19 protein-coding genes are annotated in these 21,332 nt (G+C 61.8%); 10 read left to right on the top strand and 9 right to left on the bottom strand.

Annotated features, from left to right (window positions below; genetic code table 11):
• Positions 1-17: 17 nt before the first annotated feature.
• Positions 18-896, bottom strand: a complete 879-nt coding sequence (locus M0814_RS20760) for an acyl-CoA dehydrogenase family protein (RefSeq protein WP_103485666.1) — start codon at positions 894-896, stop codon at positions 18-20.
• Positions 897-1,049: 153 nt separating this feature from the next.
• Here M0814_RS20760 and olsB point away from each other — a divergent pair, with 153 nt between their 5' ends.
• A complete protein-coding gene (gene olsB / locus M0814_RS20765; protein ID WP_003222441.1) occupies positions 1,050-1,805 on the top strand; it encodes an L-ornithine N(alpha)-acyltransferase in 756 nt (251 codons plus the stop codon).
• A complete protein-coding gene (locus M0814_RS20770; RefSeq protein ID WP_103485665.1) occupies positions 1,805-2,599 on the top strand; it encodes a lysophospholipid acyltransferase family protein in 795 nt (264 codons plus the stop codon). The genes olsB and M0814_RS20770 overlap by 1 nt, the downstream gene beginning before the upstream one ends.
• A gap of 110 nt (positions 2,600-2,709) precedes the next feature.
• Here the strand turns inward: M0814_RS20770 and M0814_RS20775 are convergent, their stop codons facing one another.
• Positions 2,710-3,288 (bottom strand): ACP phosphodiesterase, encoded by a 579-nt coding sequence (locus M0814_RS20775; protein ID WP_103485664.1) that lies wholly within the window; start codon positions 3,286-3,288, stop codon positions 2,710-2,712.
• A gap of 169 nt (positions 3,289-3,457) precedes the next feature.
• On the opposite strand from M0814_RS20775, the gene M0814_RS20780 reads away from it, so the two are divergent.
• From M0814_RS20780 to M0814_RS20790, 3 genes are read left to right on the top strand one after another with little or no spacing between them, the layout of a single operon-like run.
• Positions 3,458-3,778 (top strand): helix-turn-helix transcriptional regulator, encoded by a 321-nt coding sequence (locus tag M0814_RS20780; RefSeq protein WP_003222436.1) that lies wholly within the window; start codon positions 3,458-3,460, stop codon positions 3,776-3,778.
• 5 nt (positions 3,779-3,783) lie between these two features.
• A complete protein-coding gene (locus M0814_RS20785) occupies positions 3,784-4,950 on the top strand; it encodes an MFS transporter (RefSeq protein ID WP_003222434.1) in 1,167 nt (388 codons plus the stop codon).
• Positions 4,951-4,980: 30 nt separating this feature from the next.
• Entirely contained in the window at positions 4,981-6,030 is a 1,050-nt protein-coding gene (locus tag M0814_RS20790) for an alkene reductase (RefSeq protein ID WP_003222432.1), read from the top strand.
• A gap of 345 nt (positions 6,031-6,375) precedes the next feature.
• On the opposite strand, the gene emhR is transcribed toward M0814_RS20790, so the two are convergent.
• Complete coding sequence (gene emhR, locus M0814_RS20795) at positions 6,376-7,008, bottom strand: efflux system transcriptional repressor EmhR (protein WP_045122322.1); 633 nt, start codon at positions 7,006-7,008, stop codon at positions 6,376-6,378.
• 267 nt (positions 7,009-7,275) lie between these two features.
• Here emhR and emhA point away from each other — a divergent pair, with 267 nt between their 5' ends.
• The 5 genes from emhA to M0814_RS20820 all read left to right on the top strand — a co-directional run bounded on the left by emhA (position 7,276) and on the right by M0814_RS20820 (position 15,800).
• On the top strand, positions 7,276-8,430 hold the full coding sequence (emhA, locus tag M0814_RS20800) for an efflux RND transporter periplasmic adaptor subunit EmhA (protein WP_003222427.1): 1,155 nt from the start codon (positions 7,276-7,278) through the stop codon (positions 8,428-8,430).
• Between the two features lie 3 nt (positions 8,431-8,433).
• Positions 8,434-11,583, top strand: coding sequence for an efflux RND transporter permease subunit EmhB (gene emhB / locus M0814_RS20805; protein WP_003222425.1), 3,150 nt, complete (start codon positions 8,434-8,436; stop codon positions 11,581-11,583).
• On the top strand, positions 11,580-13,040 hold the full coding sequence (gene emhC / locus M0814_RS20810) for an efflux RND transporter outer membrane subunit EmhC (protein WP_003222424.1): 1,461 nt from the start codon (positions 11,580-11,582) through the stop codon (positions 13,038-13,040). Before emhB ends, emhC begins: the two co-directional genes overlap by 4 nt.
• A 414-nt stretch (positions 13,041-13,454) precedes the next feature.
• The gene (locus tag M0814_RS20815) at positions 13,455-14,714 is read left to right on the top strand and encodes an OprD family porin (protein WP_103485662.1); all 1,260 of its coding nucleotides are present in this window, start codon (positions 13,455-13,457) and stop codon (positions 14,712-14,714) included.
• Between the two features lie 279 nt (positions 14,715-14,993).
• Positions 14,994-15,800: a methyltransferase domain-containing protein gene (locus tag M0814_RS20820; protein ID WP_103485661.1), complete on the top strand. Its 807-nt coding sequence runs from the start codon at positions 14,994-14,996 to the stop codon at positions 15,798-15,800.
• 123 nt (positions 15,801-15,923) lie between these two features.
• On the opposite strand, the gene pcaC is transcribed toward M0814_RS20820, so the two are convergent.
• From pcaC to pcaH, 6 genes are all read right to left on the bottom strand, one after another.
• Positions 15,924-16,316, bottom strand: coding sequence for a 4-carboxymuconolactone decarboxylase (gene pcaC, locus M0814_RS20825; RefSeq protein ID WP_103485660.1), 393 nt, complete (start codon positions 16,314-16,316; stop codon positions 15,924-15,926).
• A 10-nt stretch (positions 16,317-16,326) separates the two neighbouring features.
• Complete coding sequence (gene pcaD / locus M0814_RS20830; RefSeq protein ID WP_103485659.1) at positions 16,327-17,118, bottom strand: 3-oxoadipate enol-lactonase; 792 nt, start codon at positions 17,116-17,118, stop codon at positions 16,327-16,329.
• A gap of 11 nt (positions 17,119-17,129) precedes the next feature.
• Positions 17,130-18,494, bottom strand: a complete 1,365-nt coding sequence (locus M0814_RS20835) for a 3-carboxy-cis,cis-muconate cycloisomerase (protein WP_103485658.1) — start codon at positions 18,492-18,494, stop codon at positions 17,130-17,132.
• 46 nt (positions 18,495-18,540) lie between these two features.
• Positions 18,541-19,836 (bottom strand): MFS family transporter, encoded by a 1,296-nt coding sequence (locus tag M0814_RS20840; RefSeq protein ID WP_003222414.1) that lies wholly within the window; start codon positions 19,834-19,836, stop codon positions 18,541-18,543.
• Between the two features lie 194 nt (positions 19,837-20,030).
• Positions 20,031-20,597, bottom strand: coding sequence for a protocatechuate 3,4-dioxygenase subunit alpha (gene pcaG, locus M0814_RS20845; RefSeq protein ID WP_003222412.1), 567 nt, complete (start codon positions 20,595-20,597; stop codon positions 20,031-20,033).
• 1 nt (position 20,598) lies between these two features.
• The gene (pcaH, locus tag M0814_RS20850) at positions 20,599-21,303 is read right to left on the bottom strand and encodes a protocatechuate 3,4-dioxygenase subunit beta (protein WP_103485657.1); all 705 of its coding nucleotides are present in this window, start codon (positions 21,301-21,303) and stop codon (positions 20,599-20,601) included.
• Positions 21,304-21,332 lie beyond the last annotated feature (29 nt).

The raw sequence follows: 21,332 nt of genomic DNA on the forward strand, positions 1-21,332 counted from the left end.
GCTCGCGAAAGGGCCCGTCAGCCCACCGCCAAAGCCTTGGCCAAGCGCTTGGCCCGCGCGCCCGCCGCCAACTGCATCACCGACTGATCACGCTGCCACATCGCCGCCCACTCCGGATTACCCTCGGCCAACGCCCGATCGATCTCGGGTTTGAACGCATCGAACTGCGCAAACAACCCACCCAACAGCACATGTCCGGCCGGGTTGTTCGGCGGCTGGCGACTCGCTTCCGCACACCCACCCAGCAGCGCCAGCAAACGCAACAGCAGCGGCTGCGACCAGCCGCTGTCCTGACCGACGCCATACAGCCACGCGGTCATCGCGCTCAACACGTAAACATCTTCCAGAGTGCGGAACGGCTTCACATAAGCATCCCAGCCGTCCCCCGCGAGCAACTCGCACAAGGCGCCGTCCAGATACAGACGACCGTGGCTGATGTCCGGCATCAGCGGCAACGCCGGGAGTTTTTCCACGCGCACGCCGGGTTCGCCGGGATAGACCACCGCCAGACTCAGGCGCGGCGTTTCGCCGGGTTCGTCACTGCGCGCGGCGATCAATAGCCAATCCGCCGCATCCCCTGCGGTGACGAAATCCTTTTGTCCGTTGAGGCGCAAATCCGTCAGGCGCGTCTGCATGTCCGCCGGGCGCAAGCTGCGCTGTTCGGTCGCACACAACGCGCCAAGACTCGGCGGGGCGCTCGGCCAGAGCATGCGCAATGCCGCCTGATACCCCACCAGAAACGCCAGCCCCGGCGTCGCCATCCGCCGCCCTCCGGCCACCGCCAGTTCGAACGGCGTCACGCTGCCCAGTTGATGCAACAACGTGGCGAAACCTTCCGCCAGATCTGCGACGGCGGGCAGGCGTTCACGACTTTCGAGCAGGGTTGGCCAGGGCATAAGAGGCTCCTTGTGGGCTGTCATACAAGCATCACCAAACGTTCATGGCGATGACACCGGGGCTACATAGCCTGACTTTGCACAACATGGCTGCATAAAGAAAGTCGATCGGCTGCAACCCACGACGGGTTCAAGGCCCGTACGGAGATTCCAATGACTCAGATCGCCCGCATCAGCGACACCGGCAATGAACGCCGCCTGCAAGCCGAACGCCTGATCGGCGCCGAGGCCTTGCAGCAAGCCCAGGCCCTGCGCTTCAACGTGTTCAGCGGCGAGTTCAACGCCAAGCTGAAAGGCGCGGAGCTGGGTCTGGACATGGATGACTATGATGTTCACTGCAGCCACATCGGCGTGCGTGACCTGAACACCGGGCGCCTGGTGGCGACTACCCGTCTGCTCGATCACACCGCTGCCAGCAGTCTGGGCCGTTTTTACAGCGAAGAAGAATTCAGCCTGCATGGCCTCGCCCATCTGCAAGGGCCGATCCTCGAAATCGGCCGCACCTGCGTCGACCCGGCCTACCGCAACGGCGGCACCATCGCCGTGCTCTGGGGTGAACTGGCCGAAGTGTTGAATCAGGGCGGCTACAGCTACCTGATGGGTTGCGCGAGCATTCCGATGCAGGACGGCGGTGTGCAGGCCCACGCGATCATGCAGCGTCTGCGCGAACGTTATCTGTGCACCGAACACTTGCGCGCCGAACCGAAGAATCCGCTGCCGTCGCTGGATATCCCGTCGAACGTGATCGCCGAAATGCCGCCGCTGCTCAAGGCCTACATGCGCCTGGGTGCGAAGATCTGCGGCGAGCCGTGCTGGGACGAAGACTTCCAGGTCGCCGACGTGTTCATCCTGCTCAAGCGCGACGAACTCTGCCCGCGCTACGCCAAACACTTCAAGGCGGCCGTGTGATGAGCCGGTTGCGCGTCTACGCGCGGATCGCGCGGGTGCTGCTGGTGGTGGCGCTGGGCTTGACCATGGCCAGCGTCTTCGGGATGTTCGAACGTCTGGGCCTGGCGCACTCGATGCAACGTCGGCAGCGCTGGTCGCGGTTTTTCATGGCGCGTCTGAGCAATGCCCTGCCCTTTCGCGTAACCGTGCACGGCGAGTTGCCGAAGCAGCCGATGCTGTGGGTCAGCAATCATGTGTCATGGACTGACATTCCGCTGCTGGGCATGCTCACGCCGCTGTCGTTTCTGTCCAAGGCCGAAGTGCGCACCTGGCCGGTTGCAGGTTGGCTGGCGGCGAAAGCCGGCAGTCTGTTCATCCGTCGCGGCTCGGGCGACAGCCAGTTGATCCGCAAACAGATGACCCGTCACCTGCAAACGCAACATCCGCTGCTGATGTTCCCGGAAGGCACCACCACCGATGGCCGTTCGCTGCGCACCTTTCATGGTCGCCTGCTGTCGGCGGCGATTGATTCGGAGGTGATGCTGCAGCCGGTGGCGATCCGTTATCTGCGCGATGGCGAAATCGACACGCTGGCACCGTTCATTGGCGACGATGATTTGCTGTCGCACTTGATGCGTCTGTTCAGCAACGACTGCGGCGATGTCGAGATTCACGTGCTCAAGCCGATTGCCTGCGTGGGTCGCGAGCGTGCAGCACTGGCGTTCGAAGCACAGCAGGCGGTGCAGAAGGCGTTGTTTGGGGATATCGCCAAAGCGGCCGAACCACGGCGTGCCGGCGAATTGATCGCTGCCTGAAACACAGATCCCCCCTGTGGGAGCGGGCTTGCTCGCGAAAGCGGTGGTTCAGCCAATGCACATGTTGAATGACCTACCGCTTTCGCGAGCAAGCCCGCTCCCACAGGGGGTTACTGCGTTGCCGACGTTTGTGCAAATTCTTGAAGCTGCGGATAGAACAAACGGAAATCCTCACTCAGCGGCTCGTACAACCGCCGCAATTCCTGCATAGCCCCCGCCAGCTCCTCTGGCCGAGTCAGACGCCGCGAGATCCCGCGCAGCACCTGGTCCAGCACTTCGAATTGCTGGTACGAACCCAGCCAGTCATTGGCGACCATGTGCGGGGCGATTTTCGCCAGGCGTTCGGGCAATTGCGGCTCGCTCGACAGCACCCGGTAAACGTCGCGGGTGAAGTGCTCCAGCGGCTGCTCGGCGTACTGCGTCCAGTCCCGCGCCAGGCAATGGTCGAAAAACACATCAAGGACAATCCCGGCATAACGCCGCCGGGTCTCGGAGAAACGCCCGAGGGCGATGTCCACCAAAGGGTGGCGATCGGTGAACACATCGATTCGCCGGTGCAGCTGAATCGCCGCTTCGATCTGCGGAGCAAACTGCCCCTGCAGCCGTCCTTTGACGAAATCGCCATACAGGCTGCCAAGTAATTGCTCGGGGCGCTGGCCTCCGAGGTGTAAATGTGCGAGATAGTTCATGGGCGCAGCTTAGCACTGCGCGCTTTCATCGTTACAGCACACATATCGTTATAACCCGATATACCGATTTATGCGGTCGTCAGATCAAATTCATATTGGTATATCGCGAAATACCGATTTAAAGTTCGCCTCATCGCGATATAGCGCTACACATCACGAGCATAAAGCCATGAACCTCGACCTCGACGAAATAATAAAAGCCCTGGCACACCCGGTACGGCGAGACATTCTCATCTGGCTGAAAGACCCCAAAGCCCAGTTTCCTGAGCAGATTCACAACCACGAGTACGGCATCTGCGCCGGGCAGATCGATCAACGCTGCGGTCTGTCGCAGTCGACCGTTTCCGCCCACCTGGCGACCCTGCAACGCGCAGGTCTGATCAGCAGCCAGAAAGCTGGCCAGTGGCACTTCTTCAAACGCAACGAGGACGTGATCCAGGCGTTCCTCGACGCCATCGTCAAAGAGCTCAGCGCTCCCACAAGGAATTGATTCAAATGCCCCTCTCGCTACTCATTCTGGCCTTGAGCGCCTTCGCCATCGGTACCACCGAGTTCGTCATCATGGGCCTGCTGCCCGATGTGGCGGCTGACCTCGGTGTGTCGATCCCGGGCGCCGGCTGGCTGGTGACCGGTTACGCCCTGGGCGTGGCCATCGGTGCGCCGTTCATGGCACTGGCCACCGCCAGACTGCCGCGCAAGGCCGCACTGGTAGCGCTGATGGGCATTTTCATCGTCGGTAACCTGCTGTGCGCCATCGCCAGTGACTACAACGTGCTGATGTTCGCCCGTGTCGTCACCGCGCTGTGCCACGGTGCGTTCTTCGGTATCGGTTCTGTGGTAGCTGCCGGACTGGTAGCGCCGAACAAACGCGCATCCGCCGTGGCGCTGATGTTCACCGGCCTGACCCTGGCCAACGTCCTCGGTGTACCGCTGGGCACGGCACTGGGTCAGGAGGCCGGCTGGCGTTCGACGTTCTGGGCGGTGACCGTGATTGGTGTTGTGGCACTGATCGGTCTGATCCGCTTCCTGCCGGCCAAGCGTGACGAAGAAAAACTCGACATGCGTGCCGAACTCGCCGCCCTCAAAGGCGCCGGCATCTGGCTGTCGCTGAGCATGACCGCGCTGTTCGCCGCGTCGATGTTCACCCTCTTCACCTACGTCGCGCCGCTGCTCGGCGATGTCACCGGCGTCTCGCCCAAAGGCGTGACCTGGACCCTGCTGCTGATCGGCCTCGGTCTGACGGTGGGCAACATCATCGGCGGCAAACTGGCGGACAAGCGTCTCGGCGCGACCCTGATCGGTGTGTTCGTGGCGATGGCGGTGGTCTCCACCGTGCTGAGCTGGACCAGCGTTGCGCTGATCCCGACGGAAATCACTCTGTTCCTCTGGGCCACCGCCTCCTTTGCCGCCGTCCCGGCGCTGCAAGTCAACGTGGTGACCTTCGGCAAGGCCGCACCGAACCTGGTGTCGACCCTGAACATCGGCGCTTTCAACATCGGCAACGCCCTGGGCGCCTGGGTCGGCGGCAGCGTCATCGCCCACGGTTTCGGCCTGACCAGCGTGCCCCTGGCCGCCGCCGCGCTGGCCGTGCTCGCGCTGCTGGTGACCCTGATCACTTTCCGTCAGAACGGCGATGCCGGCCTGGCCCCTGCTACCCACTGATTAACCACTTCACTGACGAGGGTTGTACACATGGCAACTATTTTCGATCCGATCAAACTGGGCGACCTCGAGCTGTCCAACCGCATCATCATGGCCCCGCTGACCCGCTGCCGCGCCGATGAAGGCCGCGTGCCGAACGCACTGATGGCCGAGTACTACGTGCAACGCGCCTCCGCCGGCCTGATCCTGTCCGAAGCCACTTCGGTGACGCCGATGGGCGTTGGCTACCCGGACACCCCGGGCATCTGGTCCAACGATCAGGTGCGCGGCTGGACCAACGTGACCAAAGCCGTGCACGCTGCCGGCGGCAAGATCGTTCTGCAACTGTGGCACGTCGGCCGCATCTCGCACCCGTCGTACCTCAACGGTGAAACTCCGGTCGCGCCGAGCGCCATCCAGCCTAAAGGTCACGTCAGCCTGGTGCGCCCATTGGCCGACTACCCGACTCCACGTGCCCTGGAAACCGCTGAAATCGCCGAGATCGTCGACGCCTACCGCACCGGTGCCGAGAACGCCAAAGCCGCCGGGTTCGACGGCGTTGAAATCCACGGCGCCAACGGCTACCTGCTCGACCAGTTCCTGCAAAGCAGCACCAACCAGCGCACCGACAACTACGGCGGCTCCCTGGAAAACCGTGCACGTCTGCTGCTGGAAGTGACTGACGCGGCGATCGACGTCTGGGGCGCCGGCCGCGTCGGCGTGCACCTGGCACCACGCGCCGACTCCCACGACATGGGCGACGACAATCTGGCCGAGACCTTCACTTACGTCGCTCGCGAGCTGGGCAAGCGTGGCATCGCCTTCATCTGCTCCCGCGAGAAAGAAGGCGCCGACAGCCTCGGCCCACAGCTGAAAGAAGCCTTCGGCGGCGCGTACATCGCCAACGAACGCTTCACCAAGGACAGCGCCAATGCCTGGCTGGCAGAAGGCAAGGCTGACGCGGTGGCATTCGGCGTACCGTTCATTGCCAACCCGGACCTGCCGGCACGTCTGAAGGCCGATGCACCGCTGAACGATCCGCGCCCTGAGCTGTTCTACGGCAAAGGCCCGGTCGGCTACATCGACTACCCGACGCTGTAAACCTTATTCAGGACGCGACAGCAGAAACACAAAAGCCCCCGACTTGTGAAAGTCGGGGGCTTTTTCTTGGGTTTTGCCCCGCAATCGCTGAAGCTCCATTGTGGGAGCGGGCTTGCTCGCGAAAGCGGTATGACCGTCGGCAGATGTATTGAATGTTCAGACGCCTTCGCGAGCAAGCCCGCTCCCACAAGGTGATGCTGTCATTATTGGCGACAGCTAACATTCGTTCACAGCGAAGACACAAAATCCCTACAAAATCCGTAGCTCGCTACGTTTAAACTCGCGGTTCGGGTCTATATAAAAGCAGGCCGATTGACATAACCTGTGCCAATTACGCATTTTGTTTCATTTGCGCAGGCTGGGGCTCAGGCGCAGCATGTCCAGCCCTGTATCGACCCAGCGCTCGGCTTCGGCATGCAATTGAAAGCTGTCCGGCGCCAATAGCCATCCATACAGGAGGCCATCGATATACGCATGAATGCTGATGGCCGCTCGGGCAGTGTCGAGATCTTCCGGCAACTGGCCGCGATTTACCGCATTACGCAAGGTCAGGCCGATGCGCAGGTTGCAATCGAGACTGGCCGTGCGGCGCTGCTGGCGCAGATCGCACATTTCATCGGTGAATTCGCACTTATGAAAAAGAATCTCGTTGATGCGACGGGTCTTCGGATCCAGGGCTACCTGATGGAACAGATGGATCAACAGCTTGCGCATGCACCCCAGTGGGTCGAGTTCGTCCTCGCTCTCGCTGGCCTTCGCCAATTCATCCAGCGGTTCATGCAGGCTGTCGAGCATCGCCTGCACCAGATCCGCCTTGTTGCTGAAATGCCAGTAGATGGCACCGCGCGTGACGCCAGCCAGCGTTGCGATATCCGCCAGGGTCGTGCGGGCCACGCCTCTTTCATAAAACGCTTTCTCGGCCGCTTCGAGAATCTGGCTGCGCGTTTCCTGAGCTTCCTCTTTGGTACGACGGACCATGGCAGTAAAACCTCAAACAGGATGTTTCAGGGATGGCTGAATATCCGCTGAATAAAGAGGGGGCCGATCTCTCACGAATCGGCTCCCCGGCCTACAATTTCAAACCTTGCGACGCATTTTGTAACAGGGTGGGTACGACGCCAAGCTATTTACAAACAACCATGAACGTAAGTATATTCCTTAGCAAGCTACTTATCCACTCGACCCGATTTTTTTACCCTTCCACACTTCTTGTGCGCACTGTGCGCGCCTGACCCGAGGATCTTCATGCAATTCAAGCCAGCTGTTACCGCTCTGGTCACTGCCGTCGCCCTGGCATCGCTGCTCAGCGGATGTAAAAAGGAAGAAGCGGCCCCAGCCGCTCCGCCTCCTCAGGTCGGCGTCGTCACCCTGCAGCCACAAGCCTTTACACTCACGTCCGAACTGCCGGGCCGCACCAGTGCGTACCGCATCGCTGAAGTTCGACCACAGGTCAACGGCATCATTCTCAAGCGCCTGTTCAAGGAAGGCAGCGACGTCAAGGCCGGTCAGCAGCTGTATCAGATCGACCCGGCCGTCTATGAAGCCACCCTGAAAAGCGCCGAAGCCAACCTGCGTTCGACCAAGTCGATCTCCGACCGCTACAAGCAACTGGTTGACGAGCAGGCCGTAAGCCGCCAGGAATACGACACTGCCGTGTCCAACCGCATGGAGTCGGAAGCCTCGCTGCAGAGCGCGCAGATCAACCTGCGTTACACCAAGGTCTACGCACCGCTCTCCGGGCGTATCGGCCGCTCTTCGGTGACTGAAGGTGCGCTGGTCAGCAACGGCCAGGCTGACGCGATGGCGACGATCCAGCAACTGGACCCGATCTACGTCGATGTCACGCAGTCCTCGGTTGAACTGCTGGAACTGCGCCGCGAGCTGGAAAGCGGTCGCCTGCAGAAGGTCGGCGACAACTCGGCAGCGGTCAAACTGACCCTCGAAGACGGCAGCCAGTACAAGCTCGACGGTAAGCTGGAATTCTCCGAAGTGTCGGTTGATCCGACTACCGGCTCCGTGACCTTGCGTGCCGTGTTCCCGAACCCGGATCACACCCTGCTGCCAGGCATGTTCGTCCGTGCCCAGTTGCAGGCCGGGGTCAACGCTGCCGCCATTCTGGCGCCGCAACAAGGCGTGACCCGCGACCTCAAAGGCACCCCGACCGCACTGGTTGTCGGCCCGGACAACAAGGTTGAACTGCGTCAGCTCAAGGCCAGTCGCACCGTCGGCAGCCAGTGGCTGATCGAGGATGGCCTGAAAGCCGGCGATCGTCTGATCACCGAAGGCCTGCAATATGTTCGACCAGGTGTTCAGGTCAACCCGACTGAAGCGACCAACGTAGCCAAGAACCCGGCCCCCGCTCAGGCAGCTGACAAAGCCGCTGGCGGCAAAGGGGAGTAACTCATGTCGAAATTTTTTATCGACCGTCCGATTTTCGCCTGGGTAATTGCCCTGGTGATCATGTTGGTCGGGGCACTATCGATCCTGAAATTGCCGATCAACCAGTACCCGAGCATTGCGCCTCCGGCCATTGCGATCTCCGTGACCTACCCGGGTGCTTCGGCGCAAACCGTGCAGGACACCGTGGTCCAGGTGATCGAGCAGCAACTCAACGGTATCGACAACCTGCGTTATGTGTCCTCGGAAAGTAACTCCGACGGCAGCATGACCATCACCGCGACCTTCGAGCAAGGCACCAACTCCGACACCGCGCAGGTTCAGGTTCAGAACAAGCTGAACCTGGCCACCCCGCTGCTGCCGCAGGAAGTGCAGCAACAGGGTATCCGCGTGACCAAGGCAGTGAAGAACTTCCTGCTGGTGATCGGCGTGGTGTCGCGTGACGGCAGCATGTCCAAGGACGACCTGTCCAACTACATCGTGTCGAACATGCAGGACCCGATCTCGCGGACTGCCGGTGTCGGTGACTTCCAGGTCTTCGGTGCCCAGTACGCGATGCGCATCTGGCTCGACCCGGCCAAGCTGAACAAGTACAACCTGACCCCGGCCGATGTCAGCACCGCGATTTCGGCGCAGAACGTCCAGGTGTCGTCCGGTCAGCTCGGTGGTTTGCCGGCGCTGCCTGGCCAGCAACTGAACGCCACGATCATCGGCAAAACCCGTCTGCAGACTGCCGAGCAGTTCAAGGCGATTCTGCTGAAGGTCAACCAGGACGGCTCGCAAGTACACATCGGTGATGTTGCCGACGTCGGCCTGGGCGGTGAAAACTCGACCATCTCGGCCCAGTTCAACGGCAAGCCTTCTTCCGGTCTGGCGGTAAAGCTGGCCAACGGCGCCAACGCCCTCGACACCGCCAAAGCCCTGCGTAAAACGATCGACGAGCTCAGCCCGTTCTTCCCGCAAGGCATGGAAGTGGTGTTCCCGTACGACACCACTCCGGTGGTGACCGAGTCGATCAAGGGTGTGGTTGAAACCCTGGTCGAAGCGATCGTGCTGGTGTTCCTGGTGATGTTCCTGTTCCTGCAGAACTTCCGCGCCACCGTCATCACCACGATGACCGTGCCGGTGGTATTGCTCGGTACGTTCGGCATCCTCGCGGCGTTCGGTTTCAGCATCAACACCCTGACCATGTTCGGTATGGTGCTGGCCATCGGCTTGCTGGTGGACGACGCCATCGTCGTGGTGGAAAACGTCGAGCGGGTGATGAGCGAGGAAGGCTTGTCACCGAAGGAAGCGACCAAGAAGTCCATGGGCCAGATCCAGGGCGCTCTGGTCGGTATCGCCCTGGTTCTGTCGGCGGTACTGCTGCCGATGGCGTTCTTCAGCGGCTCCACCGGTGTGATCTACAAGCAGTTCTCGATCACCATCGTTTCGGCCATGGCCCTGTCGGTGATGGTGGCGCTGATCTTCACCCCGGCGCTGTGCGCCACCATGCTCAAGGCGATTCCGAAAGGCGAGCACGGCACACCGAAAAAAGGCTTCTTCGGCTGGTTCAACCGCAGCTTTGACCGCGGCGTGAAAAGCTACGAGCGCGGTGTCGGCAACATGCTGTCGCGCAAAGCGCCGTACCTGCTGGCCTACGTCCTGATCGTGGTCGGCATGATCTGGCTGTTCACCCGCATTCCGACCGCGTTCCTTCCGGAAGAAGACCAGGGCGTACTGTTCGCCCAGGTGCAGACCCCGGCCGGTTCCAGTGCCGAACGTACGCAAGTCGTGATCGACGAAATGCGCTCCTACCTGCTGGAAAAAGAGTCCGGTGCGGTGTCCTCGGTGTTCACCGTGAACGGCTTCAACTTCGCCGGTCGTGGTCAGAGCTCGGGTCTGGCATTCATCATGCTCAAGCCGTGGCACGAGCGTGATGCGAGCAACAGCGTGTTCGCCCTGGCCCAACGCGCCCAGCAGCACTTCTTCAGCTTCCGTGACGCGATGGTGTTTGCCTTTGCCCCGCCTGCGGTACTGGAGCTGGGTAACGCCACCGGTTTCGACGTGTTCCTGCAGGACCGCGCCGGTATCGGTCACGAAAAACTGATGGAAGCGCGTAACCAGTTCCTCGGTATGGCCGCGCAGAGCAAGGTGCTCTACCAGGTCCGTCCGAACGGTCTGAACGACGAGCCGCAATACCACTTGGAAATCGACGATGCGAAGGCCCGCGCCCTGGGCGTGAGCATTACCGACATCAACAGCACCCTGTCGATTTCCTTCGGTAGTAGCTACGTCAACGACTTCATCGACCGCGGTCGTGTGAAGAAGGTGTACGTGCAAGGCCAGGCCGGTTCGCGCATGAGCCCTGAAGACCTGAAGAAGTGGTACGTGCGCAACAGCGCCGGGACCATGGTGCCGTTCTCCGCGTTCGCCAAGGGCGAGTGGATCTACGGTTCGCCGAAACTGGCGCGTTACAACGGTGTGGAAGCGATGGAGATCCTCGGTTCTCCGGCGCCGGGTTACTCCACCGGTGAAGCGATGGCCGAAGTCGAAGCGATTGCCAAGAAGCTGCCGGCCGGTGTCGGTATCTCCTGGACGGGTCTGTCCTACGAGGAACGTCTGTCCGGTTCGCAGGCGCCAGCGCTGTACGCCCTGTCGCTGCTGATGGTGTTCCTGTGTCTGGCGGCACTGTATGAAAGCTGGTCGATTCCGATCGCGGTCATGCTCGTGGTACCGCTGGGGATCATCGGTGCGCTGATGGCCACCAGCCTGCGCGGCCTGTCCAATGACGTGTACTTCCAGGTGGGCCTGTTGACGACCATCGGTCTGGCAGCTAAAAACGCCATTCTGATCGTCGAATTCGCCAAGGAGCTGCATGAGCAAGGGCGCAGTCTGCGCGATGCGGCGATCGAAGCCTGCCGCATGCGTCTGCGACCGATCATCATGACCTCGCTGGCATTCGTCCTCGGTGTAGTACCGTTGGCGATCTCCACCGGCGCCGGCTCGGGCAGTCAACACGCAATCGGTACAGGTGTGATTGGCGGTATGCTCACGGCCACGATCCTGGCAATTTTCTGGGTCCCCCTGTTCTTCGTCACCGTGTCGTCCATGGGCCAGCGCAAAAATGCGGACCAGGATGACACCACAGAAACTCCTAAAGAGGCTGGCCAATGAGCAAGTCGCTACTCTCCATCGCGGTCGCAGCCTTCGTGCTGAGCGGTTGCTCGCTGATTCCTGATTATCAGCGACCAGAAGCACCGGTTGCGAACCAGTTCCCGCAGGGCCCGGCGTACTCGCCGGCCCAGGCACCGGCGCAAGCCGCTGCCGAGCAAGGCTGGAAGCAGTTTTTCCATGATCCTGCCCTGCAACAGCTGATCCAGGTCTCGCTGGAAAACAACCGCGACCTGCGCGTCGCGGCGCTGAACATCGACGCCTACGCCGCTCAGTACCGCATCCAGCGGGCCGATCTGTTCCCGGCGGTTTCGGCGAACGCCACCGGCAGCCGCCAGCGCGTTCCGGCACGGGCTTCGCAGACCGGTGAAGCGGGCATCACCAGCTCCTACTCCGCCACCGTCGGCATCAGCGCCTACGAACTCGACCTGTTCGGTCGGGTGCGCAGCCTGAGCGAACAAGCACTGCAACAATACTTCGCCACTGAAGAAGCGCGTCGCAGCACCCAGATCAGCCTGGTGGCCAGTGTGGCCAACGCCTACCTGACCTGGCAGGCCGACAAGGAACTGCTCAAGCTGACGCAGGACACCCTCGGTGCCTTCGAAGAAAGCTACAAGCTGACCAGCCGCAGCAACGAAGTCGGTGTCGCCTCGGCGCTGGACCTGGCGCAGTCGCGTACCTCGGTGGAAAACGCCCGGGCGCAACTGGCCAAGTACACCCGTCAAGTGGCTCAGGACGAAAACAGCCTGACCCTGCTGCTCGGCACCGGTATCCCGGCCAACCTGCAAGCGGCCAAACCGCTGTCGGATGACCTGCTCAGCGACGTACCGGCCGGCCTGCCTTCGGACCTGCTGCAACGTCGTCCGGACATCCTGCAAGCCGAGTACAACCTGAAAGCGGCCAACGCCAACATCGGCGCGGCCCGTGCCGCGTTCTTCCCGAGCATCAGCCTGACGGCCAACGCCGGTACGCTGAGCCCGGACCTGTCCGGTCTGTTCAAGGGTGGTTCGGGGACCTGGCTGTTCTCGCCGCAGATCAACCTGCCGATCTTCAACGCCGGCAGCCTGCGCGCCAGCCTCGACGCGGCGAAGATCCAGAAAGACATCGACGTGGCGAACTACGAGAAGTCGATTCAGACCGCCTTCCAGGAAGTCGCCGACGGCCTGGCCGCCCGCCAGACCTACACCGAGCAGTTGCAGGCGCAACGTGACTTCGTCGCGGCCAACCAGGATTACTATCGCCTGGCCGAGCGTCGTTACCGCATCGGTGTCGACAGCAACCTGACCTTCCTCGACGCCCAGCGTCAGTTGTTCAGCGCGCAACAGGCGCTGATCACCGACCGCCTCGCGCAGCTGACCAGTGCGGTCAACCTGTACAAGGCCTTGGGCGGTGGCTGGAATGCACAGACCGCGCAGAACGAACCGCTGAAAGAAGAAGCACCGAAGATGAAGCTGTTCTGATCATCCGGTGAACACAGGGAGCCCGCCACTTGGCGGGCTTTTTGTTGCCTGCCAGAAAAGTGTGTGGTTTGGGCTGGCCCCTTCGCGAGCAGGCTCGCTCCCACAGGGGATCGCATTCCAAATGTGGGAGCGAGCCTGCTCGCGAAGAGGCCCTCACAGACACCCTGAAACCCAACTGAATCTTGCGTTCGATAATCGCCCAGAACCCGCTTTTACCAATTGAATCAAAACATCCGCCCCCCGCACCATTCGCTCCACAAAACCAATAACAACAGGTTCGACACCATGCTCCCGCGCCCTGTCCCGTCCGGCTGATCGCCGCCGCTGCATCCCAGATTCTGCAAGCGCTTGCCTGCCCCGAAAGTGGCGGCAACGGACCCGTTCGCCCCAAAAAAAATAACAAGAGACCCTGCGATGACTCATCCAACTGCGCCGTACGCCCTCCCCGGCCTGATCGCCCTCGCACTGACCGGCGCTGCCCTGCCTGTCGCAGCCGAAGAAGCCGGATTTGTCGAAGGCGCCAGCGCCAACCTGAACCTGCGCAACTTCTACATCAACCGCAATTTCACCAACCCGACCAAGGCTCAGGGCAAGGCTGAAGAGTGGACGCAGAACTTCATCCTCGACGCCAAATCCGGCTTCACCCAAGGCACCGTCGGCTTCGGCATGGACGTGCTCGGCCTGTATTCGGTAAAGCTCGATGGCGGCAAAGGCACCGGTGGCACGCAATTGCTGCCACTGGATCACGACGGGCGCCCGGCGGACAATTTCGGCCGTACCAACGTCGCGTTCAAGGCCAAACTGTCGCAGACCGAAATCAAGGTGGGCGAATGGATGCCGGTGCTGCCGATCCTGCGTTCGGACGACGGCCGTTCGCTGCCGCAAACCTTCCGTGGCGGACAGATCACCTCGAAGGAGATCAACGGTCTGACCCTTTACGGCGGGCAGTTCCGCGCCAACAGTCCGCGCGACGACAGCAGCATGAGCGACATGTCGATGTTCGGTAAGCCGGCGTTCACCTCGGACCGCTTCAACTTTCAGGGCGGTGAATACGTTTTCAACGAAAAGCGCACGCAGATCGGCCTGTGGAACGCCGAACTCAAGGACATCTACAGCCAGCAATACGTCAACCTGACCCACAGCCAGCCACTGGGCGACTGGACCCTGGGCGCCAACCTCGGCTTCTTCTATGGCAAGGATGACGGCAGCGCCCGCGCCGGCGAACTCGACAACAAGACCTGGTCGGGGATGTTCTCGGCCCGCTACGGCGGCAACACCTTCTACGTCGGCCTGCAGAAACTCACCGGCGACAGCGCCTGGATGCGCGTCAACGGCACCAGCGGCGGCACCCTGGCCAACGACAGCTACAACTCCAGCTACGACAACGCTCAGGAGCGATCCTGGCAGGTGCGCCACGACTACAATTTTGCCGCCCTGGGCATCCCCGGCCTGACCCTGATGAACCGCTACATCAGCGGCGACAACGTGCACACCGGAACCATCACCGATGGCAAGGAATGGGGCCGCGAATCGGAACTGGGCTACACCGTGCAGAGCGGCGCCTTGCGCGACCTGAACGTGCGCTGGCGCAACTCGACCATGCGCCGCGACTTCAGCAACAACGAGTTCGACGAAAACCGCCTGATCATCAGCTATCCGATCAGCTTGCTGTAAACACCAAGTCCCTGTGGGAGCGGGCTTGCTCGCGAAAGCGGTTTATCAGTCACTTCAATGCTGCCTGACCCTCCGCCTTCGCGAGCAAGCCCGCGCCCACAGGGGTGTTGTGCCATCCGTCAGGATCTGTAGCGCTTCGCAAAGCCTCGGGTAGAGTAGGAAACACCTGAAGGACTCAGGCGCCACACCCTCCCCGCTTCCGCTATCCAAAGTTGTTGGTCCTCAAGATTTGGCCAGGTTGTCATCGGAAGACACTGCTGATCATCGGAGGACCACCTCATGATCAACCCACTCAACGCAGCCCTCGACTGGGACGCCAAGGCGTACCAGCAGTTTTCCCGTCAACGCCAGCGCCCGGTCAACGAATTGCTCGATCGCGTCGAACTGGATAACCCCAAACACATTTACGACCTGGGCTGCGGCACCGGCATTGCCACGCAGTTGCTGGCCGAACGTTGGCCGCGAGCGCAGTTGCTGGGCGTCGACAGTTCGCGGCAGATGCTGGATCAGGCCCGATGTCTGTCGATCAACGCCCGCTGGCAAGAGTGCGACCTGCTCGAATGGCAACCCAGACAACCCGCCGACCTGCTGCTCGCCGCGGCGGTGCTGCATTTCATTGGCGATCATCAACAACTGCTGCCGCGCCTGCTGGGGCATCTGAACCCCGGCGGCTGTCTGGCGGCGCACATGCCGGACTGGCGCGATGCCTTGTGGTATCGACTGATGCTCGACACCCTGGAAGACGCCGGCCCGGGTCACACCCCCATCGGCACGCCGCAACTGCGCCAGCACATGGCGGCGCGACCGCTATTGTCGCTGGAGGATTACTACCGCTTGCTGGCGCCGCTGACCACGTCACTGGACATCTGGGAAACCGAGCAATTGCAGGTGGTCGGCGGCAAGTCGCCGATCTACGACTGGGTGAAGGTCTCGGCACTGCGGCCGGTGATGCAGGCGCTGAGTTCAGAAGAACAGGCGCGCTTCATCTATCACTATCTGATGCGGGTGCATAAGCATTATCCGCCGGAGAAAAACGGGCAGACGCTGTTTCCGTTCAAGCGGATTTTCATTGTCGCCAGGGTCTGAGTGCCTGTGCTGATTAATGCATCACGGCTTCTGCCGCTTTCGCGAGCAAGCCCGCTCCCACAGGGGAAATGTATTCCAAATGTGGGAGCGGGCTTGCTCGCGAAGGCGTCAGTTCAGGCACCATCACTCCCGAGACTCGCCCCCCAGCTCATCCCACACCGACTCCGCCAGATGGAACGTGGCATTCGCCGCCGGGATCCCGCAATAGATCGCACTCTGCATGATCACTTCCTTGATCTCGCCCCGGCTCACACCGTTGTTGGCCGCCGCACGCAAATGCAGTTTCAGCTCGGCCTCGCGGTTCATCCCGATCAGCATGGCGATGGTGATCAGGCTGCGGGTATGCCGAGGCAGGCCCGGGCGGGTCCAGATGTCGCCCCAGGCGTGACGGGTGATCATCTCCTGGAATTCCGAGTTGAACTCGGTCAGCGCATTCAGGCTGCGATCGACATGGGCATCGCCCAAGACCGCGCGGCGTACTTGCAAACCTTCGTCGTAACGTTGTTTCTCGTCCACAAATCTTCCCTCACTGAGCGTTCAGAAACGCCAACACCCGATCACTGAAAGCGGCACCGGCCTGCACGTTGGACAGGTGCGCGACATAGAACTCGGCGTACTCGGCGCCGCGCACATGCTCCTGAATGAAATGCCCGCCGGACGGTGGCGTCACCGCATCTTCGGTGCCGGCGATCACCAGCAGCGGCAGGTTGATCGACGCCAGTTGCTCACGGAAATCGGCATCGCGCACCGCCGCGCAATTGGCCGCATAACCTTCAGGTGACGTCGCCGCGAGCATGTCGGTGATCTTCTTCGCCGCGGCCGGATTGGCCGTGGAAAAGTCCGGGGTAAACCAACGGGCAATCGATGCATCACGCAGTGCGACCATCGCTGCCGGGCCGTCACGCAACACGGTTTCGATGCGCGGATTCCACACCGACGGGTCGCCGATCTTCGCGGCGGTGTTGCACACAATCAGTTTGTGCAGACGATGACCGGCATTGATCCCCAGCCACTGGCCGATCAACCCGCCCATCGACAATCCGCAGAAATGCGCACGCTCGATGTGCAGCGCATCCAGCAGACCCAGCACGTCGCGCCCCAGTTGCTCGATGCTGTAGGGCCCCGGCGTCACCAGCGACTGGCCGTGTCCGCGAGTGTCGAAACGCAGCACCCGGAAGTGCTCGGTGAACGCCGGTATCTGCGCGTCCCACATGTGCAGGTCGGTGCCCAGCGAGTTGGACAGCACCAGCACCGGCGCATCGACCGGCCCATCCAATTGATAGTGCAGTTCGCCATCGGCGAGTTGAACGAAAGCCACAGCCCTCTCCTTCAGACAGTCAAAGCATTGTGTTCGGCGACTGCGCGCTCGACCCAGGTTTGCGCCTGGCCGAGGTAATGCGCAGGGTCGAGCAGATGATCGAGTTCGGTGCTGCTCAGTTCGGCAGTCACTTGCGGCTCGTCGCCGAGTACCGCACGCAGGTGGCGCTGTTCGGCCACCGCGCGTTTGCAGCATTGTTCGAGCAAATGGTGCGCGGTGTCGCGTCCGACCCGCTGCGCGAGGACGATGCTCACCGCTTCGGCGAGCACCAGCCCTTGGGTCAATTGGAGATTGCGCGCCATGCGCTCGGCGTCGACTTCCAGACCATCGGCCAGCAGGCGCGCCTGTTGCAACGCACCGGACACCAGGCAGCAGATGTCCGGCAGGGTTTCCCATTCGGCATGCCACAGACCGAGGCTGCGCTCGTGCTCCTGCGGCATGGCGCTGAACAGCGTCGAAACCAGCCCCGGCACCCGCGTCGCGGCACCGATCAACACTGCCGCGCCGACCGGATTGCGCTTGTGCGGCATGGTCGACGAACCGCCCTTGCCCGGCGCCGACGGTTCGAATACTTCCGCCGCTTCGGTCTGCATCAACAGACTGATGTCGCGCCCGAGTTTGCCGAGGCTGCCGGCGATCAAACCGAGTACCGCGCCGAACTCGACAATGCGATCACGCTGGGTGTGCCACGGTTGCTCGGGCAGCGTCAGTCGCAGTTCTTCCGCCAAGGCCTGAGCGATCGGTAATGCTTGCCCGCCGAGTGCCGCGAGGGTGCCGGACGCTCCGCCGAATTGCAGCACCAGCAGCCGTGGCTTGAGTTCGCGCAGACGCTGACGACTGCGGGTCACCGCACCGAGCCAACCGGCAATCTTCATCCCGAGCGTGACGGGCGTGGCGTGCTGCAGCCATGTGCGCCCGGCCAGTGGCGTCGCCGCATGACGTTGGGCTTGGGCGGCGAGCGAGTCGGCGAGCGCTGCCAGATCGCTTTCAATCAGCTCCAGCGCCTGACGCAATTGCAGCACCAGCCCGGAATCCATCACGTCCTGACTGGTCGCCCCCAGATGCACATAGCGCTCGGCCTCGGCACTGCTCGCGGCGATCTGCTTGCCCAACGCCTTGACCAGTGGAATCGCCGAGTTACCGGCCGTGGCAATCGCCTCGCCCAGCGCCGCGAAGTCATACAGGCTGGCGTTGCAGGCGGCGGCAATCGGTGCGACGGCGGACGCCGGAATCACCCCGACCCGCGCTTCGGCCCGGGCCAGTGCCGCTTCGAAATCGAGCATCGCCTGCACCCGGCCCTGATCGCAGAACACGTCGCGCATATCGCGGGCAGTGAAGTAGGCATCGAACAATTGATTGCCCGGTCGCTGAGTCATAAACAGTCCTTGCCGGCGCGGGCCTTCACAGCCCGCGCTCATCGGTTTACAGATCGTGATGCAAGTACGCCGCCTGTTTCGGCAGGCGCAGGCTGAACAGGAACGCCACCGCCATCATCACCGTGACGTACCAGTAGAAGGCATTTTCCATGCCCCCGGCCTTGAGGCTCAGGGCCACGTATTCAGCCGAGCCGCCGAAGATCGCGTTGGCCACCGCGTAGGCCAGACCGACGCCGAGGGCGCGGACTTCCGGCGGGAACATTTCGGCTTTCACCAGGCCGCTGATCGAGGTGTAGAAACTGACAATCGCCAGCGCCACGGTGATCAGCACAAAGGCCAGCACCGGGCTGCTGATGCTTTTCAGGCTCAACAGGATCGGAACGGTGAACAGCGTGCCGAGCGCGCCGAACCAGAGCATCGAATTACGTCGGCCGATCTTGTCGGCGAGCATGCCGAACAGCGGCTGCATGCACATATACAGGAACAGCGCGCCAGTCATGATGTAGCTGGCGGTCTTCGCGTGCATGCCGGCGGTGTTCACCAGGTACTTCTGCATATAGGTGGTGAAGGTGTAGAAAATCAGCGAGCCACCGGCGGTGTAACCGAGCACGGTGATGAACGCGGCTTTGTGATCACGGAACAGCGCGCGGATGCTGCCGGCGTCCTTGTTCTCGCGCATTTCCTTGCTGGTGGTTTCTTTCAGGGAGCGACGCAGGAACAGCGAGATCACCGCCGCCACCGCACCGACCACAAACGGAATCCGCCAGCCGTAAGCACGCAGTTCATCTTCACTGAGGAACTGCTGCAGGATCACTACCAGCAACACCGCCAGCAGTTGTCCGCCGATCAGCGTCACGTACTGGAACGAAGCGAAAAAGCCGCGCTGGCCCTTGAGCGCAACTTCACTCATGTAGGTCGCGGTGGTGCCGTATTCGCCACCCACCGACAAACCTTGCAGCAGACGCGCGAACAGCAACAACAGCGGTGCCCACACGCCGATGCTGGCGTAGGTCGGCAGACAGGCGATGAGCAGCGAGCCGAAGCACATCATCAGCACCGAAATCATCATCGAAGTCTTGCGGCCCTTCTTGTCCGCCAGCCGTCCGAAAATCCAGCCGCCAATCGGGCGCATCAGGAACCCGGCGGCGAATACACCGGCGGTGTTGACCAGTTGCACCGTGGGGTTGTCGGAGGGGAAAAACGCCGGGGCGAAATAGATCGCGCAGAAGGCATAGACATAGAAGTCGAACCATTCGACCAGATTGCCGGACGAGGCACCGACAATGGCGAAGATGCGCTTACTGCGCTCTTCGCCGGTGTAATGAGCGGTGGTAGTTGTCATTGTTTTTACTCTGAGGGGACAGGTGAGAGTCTAGACACACTTCGCAACAGTCCCGTTCCACATCGAATCGGCCATACAGTTTCCCTGTGGGAGCGGGCTTGCTCGCGAAGAGGGCGTGTCAGGCAATATTAATGTTGACTGACCCACCGCCTTCGCGAGCAAGCCCGCTCCCACATGGGATGTGTGTTGCCCCTTCAATAATCGAAGAACACCGTCTCCGCCTCAGTGCCCTGCAAAATCACATTCCACTGATAAACCCCCGCCGCATCCGGCTTCGCCAGCAACGTCCCGCGGCGCTCGGCCGGCACACATTCCAGCAGCGGATCATTGACGTTCGCCGGATCGCCTTCGAAGTAGATGCGTGTCAGCAAGTGTTTGACCAGGCCGCGGGCAAACACCAGCACCACCAGGTGCGGGGCCTGGGTCGAGCCCTTCAGGCCTTCGACCGTGCCCGGTTTGATCGTGGTGAAACGGAAGCGCCCTTCGGCGTCCACCGGCACCCGGCCGAAACCTTCGAAGTGCGGGTCCAGCGGTTTGTCCTGCTCGTCTTCCGGGTGCGCGTATTTGCCGGCGGCGTTGGCCTGCCAGACTTCGAGCATCGCGTCGTTGACCACATCGCCGTTGCCGTCAACGACTTGGCCGGTGATCGCCACGCGCTCGCCGAGGGTTTGTTCGACCGCGAGGTTTTCGCGGTTCAGCCAGGTCAGGCCGATGTGGTAGTACGGCCCGACGGTATGGGACGTGGTGGCAGTCAGCGTCATCTTATTTCTCCATCGGCGTGGCGTCGCGGCCGCGCAAGACGATGTCCCAGCGATAGCCGAGGGCGTAGGACGGAATGGTTTTTTCCAGATCGAAAGCGGCGATCAGACGTTCCTTCGCGGAGGTGTCCGGCACGCAGTTGTAGATCGGGTCGTAGGCCAGCAGCGGGTCGCCGGGGAAATACATCTGCGTCACCAGACGGGTGAGGATGCTCGGCCCGAACAGCGAGAAATGGATGTGCGCCGGGCGCCACGCGTTGTGGTGGTTGCCCCACGGATAGGCGCCGGGCTTGATGGTCTGGAACTGGTACCAACCGTCGGCGTCGGTCACGGTGCGGCCGGTGCCGGTGAAGTTCGGGTCAAGCGGCGCGTCGTGCAGATCGCGTTGGTGGTTGTAGCGGCCGGCGGCGTTGGCCTGCCAGATCTCCACCAGAATCCCCGGCACCGGCAGACCGTTTTCATCGAGCACACGGCCGTGAATGATGATGCGCTCGCCCAACGGCTCGCCGTCGTGCTGGGCGGTCAGGTCGTTGTCTTTTTCGGCGATGCGTTCGGCACCGATGGTCGGGCCGGTGATCTCCGACAACGAATGCGGCAGAAACACCAACGGCTTGGACGGCGAGCGCAGGTTGGTGGATTGATACGTCGGGTGCAGGTACTCAGGCTGGGTGCCTTCCTGCGGACGACGGTAGCCAGGCTTGTCAGTCATTTCGCTTTCCTCAGTTCTTATTCGTGCAG

This window comes from Pseudomonas sp. MWU12-2020 (assembly GCF_023100605.1).
GTDB classification, from domain to species: domain Bacteria; phylum Pseudomonadota; class Gammaproteobacteria; order Pseudomonadales; family Pseudomonadaceae; genus Aquipseudomonas; species Aquipseudomonas fluorescens_H.

Excerpts from the sequence above, each read along its gene's own strand:
- M0814_RS20835 (WP_103485658.1), bottom strand. The coding sequence starts at position 18,494 with ATGACTCAGCGACCGGGCAATCAATTGTTCGATGCCTACTTCACTGCC.
- emhA (WP_003222427.1), top strand. The coding sequence starts at position 7,276 with ATGCAATTCAAGCCAGCTGTTACCGCTCTGGTCACTGCCGTCGCCCTG.
- pcaH (WP_103485657.1), bottom strand. The coding sequence starts at position 21,303 with ATGACTGACAAGCCTGGCTACCGTCGTCCGCAGGAAGGCACCCAGCCT.
- emhC (WP_003222424.1), top strand. The coding sequence starts at position 11,580 with ATGAGCAAGTCGCTACTCTCCATCGCGGTCGCAGCCTTCGTGCTGAGC.
- M0814_RS20840 (WP_003222414.1), bottom strand. The coding sequence starts at position 19,836 with ATGACAACTACCACCGCTCATTACACCGGCGAAGAGCGCAGTAAGCGC.
- M0814_RS20820 (WP_103485661.1), top strand. The coding sequence starts at position 14,994 with ATGATCAACCCACTCAACGCAGCCCTCGACTGGGACGCCAAGGCGTAC.
- M0814_RS20780 (WP_003222436.1), top strand. The coding sequence starts at position 3,458 with ATGAACCTCGACCTCGACGAAATAATAAAAGCCCTGGCACACCCGGTA.
- M0814_RS20770 (WP_103485665.1), top strand. The coding sequence starts at position 1,805 with ATGAGCCGGTTGCGCGTCTACGCGCGGATCGCGCGGGTGCTGCTGGTG.
- M0814_RS20815 (WP_103485662.1), top strand. The coding sequence starts at position 13,455 with ATGACTCATCCAACTGCGCCGTACGCCCTCCCCGGCCTGATCGCCCTC.
- emhR (WP_045122322.1), bottom strand. The coding sequence starts at position 7,008 with ATGGTCCGTCGTACCAAAGAGGAAGCTCAGGAAACGCGCAGCCAGATT.
- emhB (WP_003222425.1), top strand. The coding sequence starts at position 8,434 with ATGTCGAAATTTTTTATCGACCGTCCGATTTTCGCCTGGGTAATTGCC.
- pcaG (WP_003222412.1), bottom strand. The coding sequence starts at position 20,597 with ATGACGCTGACTGCCACCACGTCCCATACCGTCGGGCCGTACTACCAC.
- M0814_RS20775 (WP_103485664.1), bottom strand. The coding sequence starts at position 3,288 with ATGAACTATCTCGCACATTTACACCTCGGAGGCCAGCGCCCCGAGCAA.
- M0814_RS20790 (WP_003222432.1), top strand. The coding sequence starts at position 4,981 with ATGGCAACTATTTTCGATCCGATCAAACTGGGCGACCTCGAGCTGTCC.
- M0814_RS20760 (WP_103485666.1), bottom strand. The coding sequence starts at position 896 with ATGCCCTGGCCAACCCTGCTCGAAAGTCGTGAACGCCTGCCCGCCGTC.
- olsB (WP_003222441.1), top strand. The coding sequence starts at position 1,050 with ATGACTCAGATCGCCCGCATCAGCGACACCGGCAATGAACGCCGCCTG.
- M0814_RS20785 (WP_003222434.1), top strand. The coding sequence starts at position 3,784 with ATGCCCCTCTCGCTACTCATTCTGGCCTTGAGCGCCTTCGCCATCGGT.